Source organism: Streptomyces sp. NPDC101237 (genome assembly GCF_044767465.1).
Lineage (GTDB): Bacteria > Actinomycetota > Actinomycetes > Streptomycetales > Streptomycetaceae > Streptomyces > Streptomyces gramineus.
Window position 1 is genome coordinate 336,426 of the sequence record NZ_JBIWNY010000002.1, and the last position, 14,933, is coordinate 351,358.

11 protein-coding genes are annotated in these 14,933 nt (G+C 75.3%); 8 read left to right on the top strand and 3 right to left on the bottom strand.

Annotated elements, in window-relative coordinates:
• Window positions 1-2: 2 nt before the first annotated feature.
• Entirely contained in the window at window positions 3-1,601 is a 1,599-nt protein-coding gene (locus ACIRQ9_RS04555; RefSeq protein WP_404167518.1) for a DUF5691 domain-containing protein, read from the bottom strand.
• 46 nt (window positions 1,602-1,647) lie between these two features.
• Complete coding sequence (locus tag ACIRQ9_RS04560) at window positions 1,648-3,003, bottom strand: SWIM zinc finger family protein (RefSeq protein WP_404167057.1); 1,356 nt, start codon at window positions 3,001-3,003, stop codon at window positions 1,648-1,650.
• Window positions 3,004-3,135: 132 nt separating this feature from the next.
• Here ACIRQ9_RS04560 and ACIRQ9_RS04565 point away from each other — a divergent pair, with 132 nt between their 5' ends.
• The 7 genes from ACIRQ9_RS04565 to sucD all read left to right on the top strand — a co-directional run bounded on the left by ACIRQ9_RS04565 (window position 3,136) and on the right by sucD (window position 12,246).
• On the top strand, window positions 3,136-4,254 hold the full coding sequence (locus tag ACIRQ9_RS04565; RefSeq protein ID WP_404167059.1) for an AAA family ATPase: 1,119 nt from the start codon (window positions 3,136-3,138) through the stop codon (window positions 4,252-4,254).
• Window positions 4,251-6,626, top strand: a complete 2,376-nt coding sequence (locus tag ACIRQ9_RS04570; RefSeq protein ID WP_404167061.1) for a DUF5682 family protein — start codon at window positions 4,251-4,253, stop codon at window positions 6,624-6,626. The genes ACIRQ9_RS04565 and ACIRQ9_RS04570 overlap by 4 nt, the downstream gene beginning before the upstream one ends.
• The gene (locus ACIRQ9_RS04575; protein ID WP_404167063.1) at window positions 6,623-7,807 is read left to right on the top strand and encodes a VWA domain-containing protein; all 1,185 of its coding nucleotides are present in this window, start codon (window positions 6,623-6,625) and stop codon (window positions 7,805-7,807) included. Before ACIRQ9_RS04570 ends, ACIRQ9_RS04575 begins: the two co-directional genes overlap by 4 nt.
• Window positions 7,808-7,993: 186 nt before the next feature.
• Window positions 7,994-9,274, top strand: a complete 1,281-nt coding sequence (locus ACIRQ9_RS04580) for a hypothetical protein (protein ID WP_404167065.1) — start codon at window positions 7,994-7,996, stop codon at window positions 9,272-9,274.
• 179 nt (window positions 9,275-9,453) lie between these two features.
• Window positions 9,454-9,726, top strand: a complete 273-nt coding sequence (locus ACIRQ9_RS04585; protein WP_404167067.1) for a hypothetical protein — start codon at window positions 9,454-9,456, stop codon at window positions 9,724-9,726.
• A 429-nt stretch (window positions 9,727-10,155) separates the two neighbouring features.
• Window positions 10,156-11,334 carry an ADP-forming succinate--CoA ligase subunit beta gene (gene sucC, locus ACIRQ9_RS04590; protein WP_351318328.1) on the top strand — a complete coding sequence of 393 codons (1,179 nt, stop codon included), beginning with the start codon at window positions 10,156-10,158 and terminating at the stop codon, window positions 11,332-11,334.
• Window positions 11,335-11,361: 27 nt separating this feature from the next.
• Window positions 11,362-12,246 (top strand): succinate--CoA ligase subunit alpha, encoded by an 885-nt coding sequence (gene sucD, locus ACIRQ9_RS04595; protein ID WP_404167070.1) that lies wholly within the window; start codon window positions 11,362-11,364, stop codon window positions 12,244-12,246.
• Window positions 12,247-12,352: 106 nt separating this feature from the next.
• Here sucD and ACIRQ9_RS04600 read toward each other — a convergent pair whose 3' ends face one another.
• Entirely contained in the window at window positions 12,353-13,195 is an 843-nt protein-coding gene (locus tag ACIRQ9_RS04600; RefSeq protein WP_404167072.1) for an RNA polymerase sigma factor, read from the bottom strand.
• A 96-nt stretch (window positions 13,196-13,291) separates the two neighbouring features.
• Here ACIRQ9_RS04600 and ACIRQ9_RS04605 point away from each other — a divergent pair, with 96 nt between their 5' ends.
• Entirely contained in the window at window positions 13,292-14,932 is a 1,641-nt protein-coding gene (locus ACIRQ9_RS04605; protein ID WP_404167074.1) for a DUF6350 family protein, read from the top strand.
• Window position 14,933 lies beyond the last annotated feature (1 nt).

Consider the following 14,933-nt stretch of genomic DNA (forward strand, 5'->3'; position numbering starts at 1 on the left):
ACTCAGCCCGCGACCGGGCCCAGTTCCTCCAGCATCACCGCCCGCAGCCGCAATGTCGTCGCGAGCCGCTGGAACGCCTCCGCCCAGTACCCGCCGGCACCCGGTGACGCGTCCTCGCCCTCGTCCGGCACCGCCAGCAGCGAATCCAGCCGGCCCGCCTCCGCTGGATCCAGGCAGCGCTCGGCCAGGCCCATGACCCCGCTGAAGCTCCACGGGTAACTCCCGGCGTCCCGCGCGATGTTCAGCGCGTCCACCACGGACCGGCCGAGCGGCGCCGACCACGGGACGGCGCACACACCGAGCAACTGGAACGCCTCCGACAGACCGTGCGCCGCGATGAACCCGGCCACCCACCCGGCCCGCTCGGCGCCCTCCAGCGTCCCCAGCAGCCTGGCCCGCTCGGCCAGGGACACCGCGCCGGGACCGCCCGCCTCCGGCGCCGCCGGAACCCCGAGCAGCGCCCTGGCCCACTCGGCGTCCCCCTGCCGTACCGCGGCCCGGCACCAGGCCGCGTGCAGCTCCCCCTGCCAGCCGTCCGCGACCGGAAGCGCCACGATCTGTGCCGGAGTACGGCCGCCGAGCCGCACCGGCCAGGTCGCGAGCGGCGCCGCCTCCACCAACTGGCCCAGCCACCACGACCGTTCTCCGCGGCCGGCCGGCGGTCTCGCCACCACTCCGTCCCGCTCCATGCCCGCATCGCACTCCGGCGGGGCCTCCACCGCGATCACCGGTCCGCCTCCCGTCCGGTCGACCGCCACGCACGCCGCGGCCCGCACCGCCATCCGCCCCGCCAGAGCCGAGCCCGGGAGCGTGGACAGCAGTTCCGCGGCCGTCGTCCGTACGTTGCGGCTCCGGTCCGACAGCGCCAGCTCCAGGAACGGCTCGTCCCCGGCGGCCAGGCCGGCGCGCAGCGAGTCGAGGAACATCAGCCGGTCCTCCGCCCGCTCCGTGGCCCAGGTCCCGGCCAGCAGCTCACGCGCCGCCTCGGGCGCACGGGCCCGCAGCGCCGCCAGCAGCGCCACCCGCTCGGCGAACAGGCCCTCCTGCCACAGCCGCCGCGTCCCGTCGGTGTCCTCGGCCCCGGGCAGGCTCGCGCCGCCGCCCGGGGCCGCGCGCAGGGCGAACCGCCAGTCCTGGTTGAACCGGGCCAGCCACAGCGCGCGCGGCCCCGCGAAGGCCAGCGCGGCGGGCCGCAGGTCGGTACGGCCGCGGGCCGCGTCCAGCAGCGCGGGCAGTGTCTGCGGGGGCGCGGCGAACCCGCGCGCGTTGGCCGCCGCGAGCCACTGGGGCAGCAGCTCCATGAGGTCGGGCGAGGTGCCCCTGCGACCGCCGGTGCCGGTGCCGGGCCGGTCGGACAGCAGCATCGCCAGCCTGCGCGCGGCGGCGGCCGGCAGCGCGGGCCGCGGGTCCCCGGGAGCCGCCTGCGGCCGGGCCGCGGCCCGCGCGGGCCGCAGCCCGGCCCGTCGGCGCACGGTCGCCACGGCGGCCTCGTCCAGCACGGCCACCGGAGCCGCCCGGCCGGAGCCGTCGGCCGCGGGCGGACGCCGGTCGGTGCCCAGCAGGGCCGTGGTGACGAGATCTTCCCAAGCGGTCACCGGGATCTCCTCTGCGGATTCGGGTCGGGTCGGAACATGCCGGCCGGTGGGGTCAGCACAGCGGCACCGCGTCGCCCGCGTGCTCGGGCCAGGCCGTCAGCGGGGTGAAGCCGCGGTGGCCGCACTCGCCGAAGACGGTGACCGGCGCCCCGCCGGAGAGCGCGACCAGCCGCCACAGACCGGGCCGGGAGCGGGCGTGCGGCGACAGCGGGAGCCCCCCTTCGCCGTCCGCGTCGGCCAGCTGCCAGGAGTCGCCGTCCGGCACCGGCACCACCCGGCCCAGGGTCACCGGCACCGAGTCCAGCCACGGGTCGGCCCGCAGCGCCTCCCCGTACCGGGCCGTCGCCTGCGCCGTGGTCATCCCGGGCGGCCGGACCGGCAGCGGCGCGGGCGCGGCGAACCGCTCGCCCAGGGCCGCCCGGTGCCCGCCCGCGCCCGGGTAGGCGGACAGCTCCGCGTCCAGCGCGAGACCGACCGGCAGCGCCAGCTCCGGGGCGCGGCCGGCCGCGCCGTAGGAGAGGAGCAGCGCCGTACGGCCCGAGTCGGCGCCGTGCAGCCAGATCCGGCGGGTCGTCAGCTTCGCGTCCGCCGTGTCGTACTGGGCGAGGACCAGCCAGCGGTCGCGCACCGGCGGGCCGTCCGCCGAAGCGGGCAGGCCGGCACGGGAGCGGACCGTGGCGGCGAGGTCCGCCGGCAGCTCGTCGCGGCGCAGCCAGCCCTGGTCGAGGAGGTGCAGCAGGGCGCATTCCTCCAGCAGCCGCACCGGCCAGCCGGGCCCGGAACCCGGTATCGCGCCCAACTCCCTCACCCGCGCCGCCAGTCCGGGCGCCTGCGCGTCGACCATGCGGGCGGCGGTCTCCTCCCACAGCCCGTACCCCGCCTGCTCGGCCGCGGCCAGACCGCCGCGCAGCAGGTCGGCCAGGCGCTGCTCCAGCTCCGTGGCGCCCCCCGTGATCCGCTCCGCCCGCCGCTCCGCGCGCCGCCGGGCCGCCTCGGGATCGGCGGCGGCCGGGGAACTCCCGTCATCCGCGGGCCGTTTGTCCTCCGCACGCTTGCGCCGGCCCGCGATCCACTGCCCGGCCCAGTCCGGCGGCTCCGCCACCGTCGGCACCGTGTCGTCCTCGCCGGCCCACAGCAGGAGCAGCCCGAGGGCGTGCTTGCAGGGGAACTTCCGGCTCGGACAACTGCACTTGTAGGCGAGAGCGGCCGGGTCCGCGAGGTCCACGATCGTCTGGTACGGCTTGCTGCCGCTGCCCTTGCACAGCCCCCATACAGTCCCCTCCTCGCAACTCCCCGCCCCGGACCACGGCCCCGCCGCTCCGAGCTTGCTTCCCGCCTTGCGTGACGCGGCGTCAGGAGCCAGTGCCAGCACCTGGTCCGCACTCCAGCGCACCCCCTGCTGAGTCATGCCACCGACGGTAGATCCCCCCACTGACAATCGGCCCGACGAGTGCGTCCGTGCAGGTCAGAGCGATTGTCAGTGGCGTGGTGCACGGTGGACACCAGATCCGAACCGGCCGAGCTGGAGGGGGCCTCAGCCATGACTGTGTCCGTGGAACCGACCGACCCGACGACCGCCGAGGGCGCGCTGCGACCGCACGCCGAGCACGCCTTCGCCGACGAACTCGCCGCGCTCGCCGCGCAGGACGACCGGCCCCGCCCGGCCCGCTGGAGGATGTCGCCCTGGGCGGTGGCCACCTACCTCCTGGGTGGCGTGCTGCCGGACGGCACGGTGATCACACCCAAGTACGTCGGCCCGCGCCGCGTCGTCGAGGTCGCCGTCACCACGCTCGCCACGGACCGCGCCCTGCTCCTGCTCGGCGTGCCCGGCACCGCCAAGACCTGGGTCTCCGAACACCTGGCCGCCGCCGTCAGCGGTGACTCGACCCTCCTGGTGCAGGGCACGGCCGGCACGCCGGAGGAGGCCATCCGCTACGGGTGGGACTACGCCCAGCTGCTGGCCAACGGCCCCAGCCGGCACGCCCTGGTGCCGAGCCCGGTCATGCGCGCCATGGCGGAGGGCATGACGGCACGGGTCGAGGAGCTGACCCGGATCCCGGCCGACGTGCAGGACACCCTGATCACGATCCTGTCCGAGAAGACCCTGCCGATCCCGGAGCTGGGGCAGGAGGTGCAGGCGGTCCGCGGGTTCAACCTGATCGCCACCGCCAACGACCGCGACCGGGGTGTCAACGACCTCTCCAGCGCCCTGCGCCGGCGCTTCAACACCGTCGTCCTGCCGCTGCCGGAGAGCCCGGACGCCGAGGTCGACATCGTCGCGCGCCGTGTCGACCAGATCGGCCGCTCCCTCGACCTGCCCGCCGTGCCCGACGGCATCGAGGAGATCCGCCGGGTCGTCACCGTCTTCCGGGAGCTGCGCGACGGCGTCACCGCCGACGGCCGGACCAAGCTGAAGTCGCCGAGCGGCACGCTCTCCACCGCCGAGGCGATCTCCGTCGTCACCAACGGGCTCGCCCTGGCAGCCCACTTCGGCGACGGCGTGCTGCGGGCCGGTGACGTCGCGGCCGGCCTCCTCGGCGCGGTCGTCCGCGACCCGGCCGCCGACCGCGTCATCTGGCAGGAGTACCTGGAGACGGTCGTCCGCGAGCGGGACGGCTGGAAGGACTTCTACCGCGCCTGCCGGGAGGTGAGCGCGTGAGCGACGAGGCGCGGCAGCGCTGCGGGCCGCTGCTCCTGGGGGTGCGCCACCACGGGCCCGGCTCCGCGCGGGCGGTGCGGGCCGCGCTGCGGGCCCGCCGGCCGAAGGCCGTGCTCATCGAGGGGCCGCCCGAGGCCGACGCGCTGATCCCACTGGCCGCCGACCCGCGGATGCGGCCCCCGGTCGCCCTGCTGGCGCACGCCGTGGACGAGCCCGGCCGCTCCGCCTTCTGGCCGCTGGCCGACTTCAGTCCTGAATGGGTGGCCCTGCGCTGGGCGCTGGAGCACGGCGTCCCGGCCCGGTTCATCGACCTGCCGGCCGCGCACACCCTTGCGTGGGAGACGGAGCAGCGGGCACCGGCCGCCCCCGTCGACGCCGACGCGCCCCGCGCCGAGGGCGGTGCGCCGGACGCCGAGCGGCGGCTGCGCGTCGACCCTCTCGCCGCCCTCGCCGAGGCCGCCGGCTACGACGACCCCGAGCGCTGGTGGGAGGACGTCGTCGAGCACCGCGGCGGGACGGAGGAGCGGGACGCGCTCGCGCCGTTCACCGCGGTCGCGGAGGCCATGGCGGTGCTCCGGGAGACCTACGGAACAACGGGACGCGACCGGGACCCGGTGCGCGAGGCCCACATGCGGCTCCGGCTGCGGGCGGCACAGCGGGAGTTCGGCGAGGACGTGGCGGTGGTGTGCGGGGCCTGGCACGTGCCGGCCCTGCGCGCGCGGAGCACCGTCGCGGCCGACAAGGAGCTGCTGAAGGGACTCCCCAAGGTCAGGACGGACATGACCTGGGTGCCGTGGACGAACCGGCGGCTGGCGCGGTCGAGCGGATACGGCGCGGGCATCGACTCGCCCGGCTGGTACGGGCACCTGTTCCGGGCCCCGGACCGGCCGGTGGAGCGGTGGCTCACCAAGGTCGCCGGGCTGCTGCGCGAGGAGGACCGGATCGTCTCCTCGGCCCACGTCATCGAGGCGGTACGGCTGGCCGAGACCCTCGCGGTGATGCGCGGCCGCCCGGTGCCCGGTCTCGGCGAGACCACCGACGCGGTGCGGGCGGTGCTCTGCGAGGGCTCGGACGTGCCGCTGGCGCTCGTGCACGACCGGCTGGTGGTCGGGGACGTACTGGGGGAGGTGCCGGAGTCGGCGCCCGCCGTGCCGTTGCAGCGCGACCTGGCCCGGGAACAGCGCCGGCTCCGGCTCAAGCCGGAGGCGCTGGAGCGGGAGCTGGAGCTCGACCTGCGCAAGGAGACCGACGCCGGGCGCAGCCTGCTGCTGCACCGGCTGCGGCTGCTCGGCATCGGGTGGGGCGAGCAGGCGCAGTCGCGGGGGAGCACGGGCACGTTCCGGGAGGCCTGGCGGCTGCGCTGGGAGCCGGAGCTGTCGGTGCGGATCGCCGAGGCCGGGGTGTGGGGAACGACCGTCGAGGGCGCGGCGACGGCCAGGGCCGAGGCCGACGCGGAGCGGGCGACCGCGCTCGCCGACGTCACCGCGCTCGCCGAACTCTGCCTCCTGGCCGGCCTGCCGGACGCGCTGCCGGTCGTGATGCGGGCCCTCGCCGACCGGGCCGCGCTGGACACAGACGTCGGCCGGCTCGCCCAGGCACTCCCGGCCCTGGTCCGCTCCCTGCGCTACGGCGACGTGCGCGGGACGGACACCCGGGCGCTCGCCGAGGTGGCCGCGGGCCTCGCCGAGCGGATCTTCGTCGGGCTCCCGCCGGCCTGCGCCGCCCTCGACGCGGACGCGGCGGAGGAGATGCGGGGCCACGTGGACGCGGTGCACACGGCGGTGGGTCTGCTCGCGGAGCCCGGGGCCGGGGACGCTCCGGGCGGCCGCGGGCTGCGGGACCGCTGGCGGGCGGTGCTGCGCACGCTGTCCGGACGGGACACCGTGCCCGGGGTGCTGCGCGGGCGGGCCGTGCGCATCCTGCTCGACGAGGGAGAGCTGGAGCCGGCGGAGGCGGCCCGGCTGATGGGGCTGGTGCTCTCGCCGGGGACACCGCCCGCGGCGGCGGCGGCCTGGGTCGAGGGGTTCGTCGGAGGGGGCGGCGGCGGAATGCTGCTCGTGCACGACGAGCGGCTGCTCGGCCTCGTCGACACCTGGCTCACGGGAGTGCCGCCGGACGCCTTCACGGACGTACTGCCGTTGCTGCGGCGGACGTTCTCGGCGTACGACCCGGGGGTGCGCAGGACGATCGGTGAGCTGGTGCGCCGCGGTCCGGGACGGCGGGCCGACGCGCCCGGTCCGGCCGGCCGGACACCGGGCTTCGCCGCCGAGGCCGACGAGGAGCGCGCCGCCGCCGTCCTGCCGGTGCTGCGGCTGCTGCTCGGCCTCGGGGACAGGACAGCGGACGACGAGCTGACGGGGGTGGGGAGATGACAGCGGACCCGACGGGCGGCGGCACCGGCCTCGACGACGAGGCGCGGGAACGGCTGCGGCGCTGGCGTCTGGTGCTCGGCGGCGAGGCCGCCGAGGGGACCGGCTGCGCACTGTCCGGGCGCGACGCGGCCATGGACGGGACGCTGGCCGCGCTCTACGGCAAGCGGGACGGACCGGTGTCGGGACGGGAGCGCGCGGCGGGGCTGGGGGCGTCGGCGCCGTCGGTGGCGCGCTGGCTCGGCGACATCAGGACGTACTTCCCGTCCTCCGTCGTCCAGGTCATGCAACGGGACGCCATCGACCGGCTGGGACTGGCCGCGCTGCTGCTGGAGCCCGAGATGCTGGAGGCCGTGGAGGCCGACGTGCACCTGGTCGGCACGCTGCTCTCCCTCAACAAGGCGATGCCGGAGACGACGAAGGAGACGGCACGGGCGGTCGTCCGCAAGGTCGTCGAGGACCTGGAGAAGCGGCTGGCCACCCGCACCCGGGCCACCCTCACCGGCGCCCTGGACCGCAGCGCCCGGATCAGCCGGCCCCGCCACCACGACATCGACTGGAACCGCACGATCGCGGCCAACCTCAAGCACTACCTGCCCGAGTACCGGACGATCGTGCCGGAGCGGCTCGTCGGGTACGGGCGGGCCTCGCGGTCGGTGAAGAAGCAAGTGGTGCTCTGCATCGACCAGTCCGGGTCGATGGCGGCCTCGGTGGTGTACGCGTCGGTGTTCGGGGCGGTGCTGGCGTCCATGCGGTCCATCGACACCCGGCTCGTCGTCTTCGACACGGCGGTGGTCGACCTCACCGACCAGCTCGACGACCCGGTGGACGTCCTGTTCGGCACCCAGCTGGGCGGGGGGACGGACATCAACCGGGCGCTCGCGTACTGCCAGTCGCAGATCACCCGGCCCGCCGAGACCGTCGTCGTGCTCATCAGCGACCTCTACGAGGGCGGGATACGCGACGAGATGCTGAAGCGGGTCGCGGCGATGAAGGCCTCGGGAGTGCAGTTCGTGGCGCTGCTCGCGCTGTCGGACGAGGGAGCGCCGGCCTACGACCGGGAACACGCGGCCGCGCTCGCCGCCCTGGGAGCACCGGCGTTCGCCTGCACGCCCGACCTCTTCCCCGAGGTGATGGCGGCGGCGATCGAGAAGCGGCCCGTCCCCGTTCCGGACACAGTGTGAAGGAGACCGCATCGAGTCAAAGAGGACTGGTGAACCGGACATGATGACCCGTCGGTAAGGGGGGCTTGCGCGACGGCGGGCCGGGCGTGCGAGGATCGACGCCCGCGGGGCGGTCCGTGTACCCCGGCCGCGCACGCGTTCCCGTTTCGCGCCCGCGTTCAGTCGCACCGGAGGGTCCTCCCCGCCTTGACCTCGCCAGCCGTTCCGCCCGCTCCCGCCGCGCGTCCCCCGCGTACGGCGGCGGGCCGGCGCGCACTGCGGCTGGCGTTGCCGGCAGGCGGACTGGTCGCGCTCGCCCTCCTGTGCGGAGGCCGGGCGCACGCGGCGGAGGGGACCCCCGCGGTGCCGTCCCCGGCGTCCCTGGCGAGCCGGCTGGATGTGGAGAAGCTCCTCCCGTCCGCCGGTACGACGACGGACGAGCGGACGACGGACGAGCGGACGACGCCCGCCGGAGCAACGCCTCCGGAGGCAGCACCTCCGCACACGGACGCACGACCCACGGCCGCGCCGCGCACCGACGCGCCGGACACGGCCGTCCCCCGCGCGACCGCGCCGCACCCGCTCGCCCCGCACGCGACCACGTCGCTCACCGTCACCCCGCTCACCACGACCCCTCGCACGGACGCGGCTCGCACGGACGCTCCTCACGCGAACGCTCCTCGCGCCACGGCCACCGCCGCCGCGCCCCCGTCCGCCGCCGACCCGACGGCGGGCCGCCGGGCGACGTCCCCGCAGGGCCCGCCTCGCCCGGCTTCCCGTACCTCCACGGCGCCGGCGGCGACCTCCAAGCCGCCCGCTCTGCCGGTGCTGTCGGTCGTGCCGGTCGTAGGCGAAACGGTTCGCTCGGTGACCGGGACCGTCACCACGACGGTGACCGCCACGGTGACCGGGACCCTGGACACGGTCGTGACGCAGGGCCTCGGTGAGGTGGTCCGGCAGGTCTCGCACCTCCCGGGGGACCTGACCACGCTGCCCGGACAGCTGCCCGCGCCTCCGGTGCCGCCCGGCACCTCCACCGCCCCGCCGGTGCCGGTGCCGCCCGCCGGTTCCGCTCCGGTGCCGGCCGGCTCGGCGCCCGGCACCGCCGCGGCACGCCCCGCCGTACCGGAGGAGGGCCGGCACCACAGCCCCCGTACGAGGACGGCCGCGAAGACCGCCGTGCCGTACGGGCCGCGGGGCACCGTCCTCGCCGCCGCACCCGTCCCCGGGACCGCGGCGCACCCGCACACCGGCGGCCACCGTGCCGCCCGCGCCTTCGACGGACCGAACCGCCCCGCGCCCGCCGGAGACACGGACGGCGCGCTGGGCAAGTCGGTGGTCGACGGCGGTTCCGCCCGGCACGGTGACGCGTACGCCGTGACCTTCGCCGACCGGGCGCCGCTGCGGCTCGTGCCCGGTACCGCCGCGCACACCGACGCGGCCGGGACCCCGGACCGGTACCGGGACATCCCCGTCTTCCCCGGCTAGGACGGCCGGCCCACGCCCGCCGCGGCACCGCCGCGCGGAGGCCGAACAGGTCTGCCCGTCCGGGACACCCGATCCTCCGGACGGCGATGTCCCCAGCCGCGCTTCCGGCCCACCGGAGGCATTCCCGGCTCCGCGAGTGCGTGATCACGCACCGGAGTCCCGAAGGACTGACGTACGCCATGAACGACAACATCAGCGCTCTCCCCGGCACGCCCGTGGCCGGTGCCCGCGCCGCGCAGGCCATCCAGGGCGCCCGGGCGGCGCGGGCCGCCCGGGCCACGGCCAGGGCGCAGGCCACCACAAGGGCACACGCCCAGGCCCTGCAGAGACGGGCGGCCACGATGATCGGCTCCGACCCGGTCTCCGACGTGGCCGCGCCCCTGTTCGCCGGCCCCGCCCCCACGCTCTCGCGGCGCCGGAACGCCCCGCAGGCCGGGGCGCGCTCCGCCTGACTCCGCGGGGTGACCGGGGGCGGGCGGCCGAACACCGTCGGCGCGTCCCCGCCGGAACCCCGCGGTCAGGACCGGCCGATCCCCGTGGGGTGGGGAACGGCCGGTCCGGCCCCGGAGGCGCGCAGCCTCCGGGGCGGAGGCCTCGCCGGGCCTGCCCCAGCCCGGTGAGGCCTCGCACATCGTTCCCGGGGCGGCACGCCGTGCCACCGAAACCCCGGATACCCGGCATCATGTGACAGGTATCACCGCTCAGGTGTGACCCCTGATTTAGAGACCCCCCGCGAGCGGCGATAATCTGCGAGACGGACATGCCGCGCGCTCGGACACCGTGTGCGCCCCCCTTGTGACACATTGCGGACGTCACGTTGCCCTTCGCGGCACGCCCACGCATCCAACGAACCGCGAGATCACTGATAGGGACGGAAGCGCGTGGACCTGTTCGAGTACCAGGCGAGGGACCTCTTCGCCAAGCACGATGTACCGGTGCTGGCCGGTGAAGTCATCGACACGCCTGAGGCGGCGCGCGAGATCACCGAGCGTCTGGGCGGCAAGTCCGTCGTCAAGGCGCAGGTGAAGGTCGGTGGTCGTGGCAAGGCCGGTGGCGTCAAGCTGGCCGCCTCCGCGGACGAGGCCGTCGCCCGTGCGACGGACATCCTCGGCATGGACATCAAGGGCCACACGGTCCACAAGGTGATGATCGCCGAGACCGCTCCGGAGATCGTCGAGGAGTACTACGTCTCCTTCCTCCTCGACCGTGCCAACCGCACCTTCCTCTCCATCGCCTCCGTCGAGGGCGGCATGGAGATCGAGGAGGTGGCGGCCACCCGTCCGGAGGCCGTCGCCAAGACCCCGATCGACGCGATCGACGGTGTGGACCTGGCCAAGGCCAAGGAGATCGTCGCCGCCGCGAAGTTCCCGGCCGACGTCGCCGACAAGGTCGCCGACATCCTGGTCAAGCTGTGGGACACCTTCATCAAGTCGGACGCCCTCCTCGTCGAGGTCAACCCGCTCGCGAAGGTCGTCTCCGGTGACGTCCTCGCCCTGGACGGCAAGGTGTCGCTCGACGACAACGCCGAGTTCCGTCACGACTGGGACGAGCTGCACGACAAGGCCGCGGCCAACCCGCTGGAGGCCGCCGCCAAGGAGAAGAACCTCAACTACGTCAAGCTCGACGGCGAGGTCGGCATCATCGGCAACGGCGCCGGTCTCGTCATGAGCACCCTGGACGTCGTCGCGTACGCCGGTGAGAAGCACGGCGGCGTGAAGCCGGCCAACTTCCTCGACATCGGCGGCGGCGCCTCCGCCCAGGTGATGGCGAACGGCCTGGAGATCATCCTCGGCGACCCGGACGTCCGCTCCGTGTTCGTGAACGTCTTCGGCGGCATCACCGCCTGCGACGAGGTCGCCAACGGCATCGTGCAGGCGCTGAAGCTCCTGGAGGACCGCGGCGAGAACGTCTCCAAGCCCCTGGTCGTCCGTCTGGACGGCAACAACGCCGAACTGGGTCGCAAGATCCTCACCGACGCCAACCACCCGCTGGTGCAGCGCGTCGACACCATGGACGGCGCGGCCGACAAGGCCGCCGAGCTGGCCCACGCCGCCAAGTAAGCACTCAGGACGAGGACAGAACACACCATGGCTATCTGGCTCAACAAGGACAGCAAGGTCATCGTCCAGGGCATGACCGGCGCCACGGGCATGAAGCACACCAAGCTCATGCTGGGCGACGGCACCAACGTCGTGGGCGGCGTCAACCCGCGCAAGGCCGGTCAGAAGGTCGACTTCGACGGCACCGAGGTACCGGTCTTCGGCACCGTCAAGGAGGCCGTCGAGGCCACCGGCGCCAACGTCTCCGTCATCTTCGTGCCGGAGAAGTTCACCAAGGCCGCCGTGGACGAGGCGATCGACGCCGAGATCCCGCTGGCCGTCGTGATCACCGAGGGCATCGCCGTGCACGACTCGGCCGCCTTCTGGGCGTACGCCGGCAAGAAGGGCAACAAGACCCGGATCATCGGCCCGAACTGCCCCGGCATCATCACCCCGGGCCAGTCGAACGTCGGCATCATCCCGGGCGACATCACCAAGCCGGGCCGCATCGGCCTGGTCTCGAAGTCCGGCACGCTGACGTACCAGATGATGTACGAGCTGCGTGACATCGGCTTCTCGACGGCCGTCGGCATCGGTGGCGACCCGATCATCGGCACCACGCACATCGATGCGCTGGCCGCGTTCCAGGACGACCCCGACACCGACCTGATCGTGATGATCGGTGAGATCGGCGGCGACGCCGAGGAGCGCGCGGCCGCGTTCATCAAGGAGAACGTGACCAAGCCGGTCGTCGGCTACGTCGCGGGCTTCACCGCGCCCGAGGGCAAGACCATGGGTCACGCCGGCGCCATCGTCTCCGGTTCGTCGGGCACCGCCCAGGCGAAGAAGGAGGCCCTGGAGGCCGCGGGCGTCAAGGTCGGCAAGACCCCGACCGAGACGGCGAAGCTGGCCCGCGAGCTGCTCGCCGGCTGAACGACCGCCCGACCGTACGCCGGTAGGCCCGTCCCCGCCCAGGGACGGGCCTACCGGCGTTCCGCTCGCCGGCGCTCACCGGCACGCCTGCCCGCGGCCGGCGGAGTCACCCCGCCAGCGGTGCCAGTCTCTCCGGCCCGTTGTCGGTGTCCCTCTGCAGTTTCAGCCGCAGTGCCCGCTCCCCGGCGGACAGCGGTCCCAGCCCCACTTCCGCCGGCACCCCGCTGATCGCCTGCGGGGGACCGATCGGCGCCTCGTAGTGGGTCGGGGCCGTCCGCAGCGTGAGGGTCGTCGCCGCGATGATCGTCGCCGTGAAGGCGAGCGCGGACCGGGTCCAGAACCGGGTCTGCCGTTCGGCGCAGCCCCGCACGGCCGGCGGCTGGGCCGACCGCAGGGTCTGCGCCGTCGCCAGTTCGGCCATCCGGCGGTTCAGCACGGCCGGGTCCGCCAGTTCGGGCAGCTGGTCGGCGACGGCCTGCCGGGCGTGGGTCAGCCGCCGTGCCGCCGCCGGAGTGCTCGCCTCCGTCTCCGCCGCCGTCTCCGGCAGGTCCAGGCCGACACCGTCGTACAGGAGCAGCGTGCGGCGGTAGGTCGGCGGGAGCTGGAGGAGCACGTCCAGCAGCGCGCGGTCCGCCGCGCCGGCCGGCGGGGCCTCGGGCTGGCGGTAGCGCAGCCGGAACCGGTGCCAGGGGGAGAGCGCGCACTCGTGCGCCACCGCCCGCACCCAGCCGGCCGGGTCGCGGTCGCGGGCCACCTGAGGCCAGTTCTGCCAGGCGAGTTGGAAGGCCCGTTCGACGGCTTCCCGTGCCAGTTCCCGGCGCCCGGTGAGCAGGTAGGTCTGCCGTACCAGGGCGGGGGCGCAGAACGCGTAGAGCGCGTCGAAGGCCTGAGTGGGCGTCAGGGTCCCGGACGGTACGGCCTCGTCGGCGGGGACAGGGCTCTGCGTCACCGGGTGCACCTTCCTTCGAAAAAACACATAAACATATATTGGGCGACACTTCGGTGGTTCGCCCGTTACGACGGAAAAGCGCGTGTCGTTGGGAGCATGGCCGTCGTGATTCGGATGCCCGCTCACCGACCGACGTCGGCACCTCCGTCCCGAGGGCCCCGACCGTCCCGCCCGCCGCTCCTGCCGCACCTGCTCGACCGCCTGCGCGACCGGTCCCCGGGGCTGGCCGCGAGCCTCCTGGGCGGCGCGATCGCGGCCGGGCTCGGACTCGCCTGCTTCGCCGTGCTGGTGATGGCCCTGTGGGTCAGCTCGCCCTACCCCGACAGCGGGCCGGGCGGCGCACTGCACCTCGCGGCGGCCCTGTGGCTGCTCGCCCACGGAATCGAACTGGTCCGCACCGACACCCTGTCCGGGGTGCCGGCCCCGGTCGGGGTGACGCCGCTGCTGCTCCTGGTGCTGCCCGCCCTGCTGGTGTACCGGGGGGCACGGGAGGCGGTCGACGCCCAGGACGGCGACGACGGGGACGACGGTGACGGCCTCGACGTGCCGCCGCCGGTCCGGGCCCGTACGGCGTGGACCGGAGTGGTGGCCGGCTACCTCGGCGTCGGCGGCTGCGCCGCGTTGTACGCCTCCGGCGGCGAACTGCGCCCCGTGTGGGGATGGGTGGCGGTGTGTCTGCCGCTGGTCGCGACACTCGCCGCGGGCGCCGGGGTGTGGTCGGCGTACGGCCGTCCGCGCGAGCCGCTGCTGCGCCTGGCCGCCGTGCTGCCAGGCCCGGTGCGGCGCCTGCTGCTGGGCCGCGACACCCGGGCGCGGTGGGGCACGGCGGTCCGCGCCGCCCTCGCCGGCACGGCCGTGTTCCTCGGCGGCGGGACGCTGCTGCTGGCGGTCTCGCTGGTGCTGCACGGCGAGCCGGCCCGCGCGTCGTTCCTGCAGCTGACGGAGGGCTGGACCGGACGGTTCGCGGTCCTGCTGCTGTGCGTCGCGCTGATCCCGAACGCGGCGGTGTGGGCCGCGTCGTACGCCGTCGGCCCCGGCTTCGTGCTCGGCGCCGGGCACGTCGTGAGCCCGCTCGCCGCACACCCGGCTCCGCTGCTGCCGCCCTTCCCGTTGCTCGCGGCCGTACCGGCGCACGGACCGGGCACGCCGCTGAACTGGCTGGCCGGCGCGGTGCCGCTGGCGGCCGGGTGGACGATGGCCTGGTTCGTGGTGGGCCGGGCGACCCGCCGGCGCTGGGCCGCCGGGCGCACGGCCGGGGTGACGCTGCTGGCGGCCCTGGTGTGCGCGGTGCTGCTCGCGGCCCTGGCCGAACTGGCGGGCGGCCCGCTGGGCGTCGCCGCGCTCAACGGCTTCGGCCCCGTCTGGTGGCAGACGGGCGCGGCGGCCGGCGGCTGGCTCCTCGTGGCCGGCGTGCCCGCGGCCCTGGTGCTGCGCGCCTTCCGGGGGCTCGGCCCGCTGTCGCTCGCGGCCTGGCTGGGCTTCGGCAGGCAGCGGCCCGCGGAGGAGCCCGCGGCGGAGAAGAAGAAGGAGACACCGGCGGCCGCGGCCCCGGCGGCCGTCGTCCTGCCCGACCAGGGCGACGGCGACACGTACGAGGCGCTGCCCGCCGAGCCCTACGAGATGCGGCGGGCCACCCCGCCGCCGTCCACCGCCTGGCAGGACGAGGTCGCCCGCACGGCGGGATGGGCGGCACCGCACGAGAAGGCCGAGCCGCCGGACGGCACCGAGGGGACGTGAC

Coding starts and splice junctions, on each gene's coding strand:
- ACIRQ9_RS04565 (WP_404167059.1), top strand. CDS start 3,136: ATGACTGTGTCCGTGGAACCGACCGACCCGACGACCGCCGAGGGCGCG.
- ACIRQ9_RS04560 (WP_404167057.1), bottom strand. CDS start 3,003: ATGACTCAGCAGGGGGTGCGCTGGAGTGCGGACCAGGTGCTGGCACTG.
- ACIRQ9_RS04605 (WP_404167074.1), top strand. CDS start 13,292: ATGGCCGTCGTGATTCGGATGCCCGCTCACCGACCGACGTCGGCACCT.
- ACIRQ9_RS04575 (WP_404167063.1), top strand. CDS start 6,623: ATGACAGCGGACCCGACGGGCGGCGGCACCGGCCTCGACGACGAGGCG.
- sucD (WP_404167070.1), top strand. CDS start 11,362: ATGGCTATCTGGCTCAACAAGGACAGCAAGGTCATCGTCCAGGGCATG.
- ACIRQ9_RS04585 (WP_404167067.1), top strand. CDS start 9,454: ATGAACGACAACATCAGCGCTCTCCCCGGCACGCCCGTGGCCGGTGCC.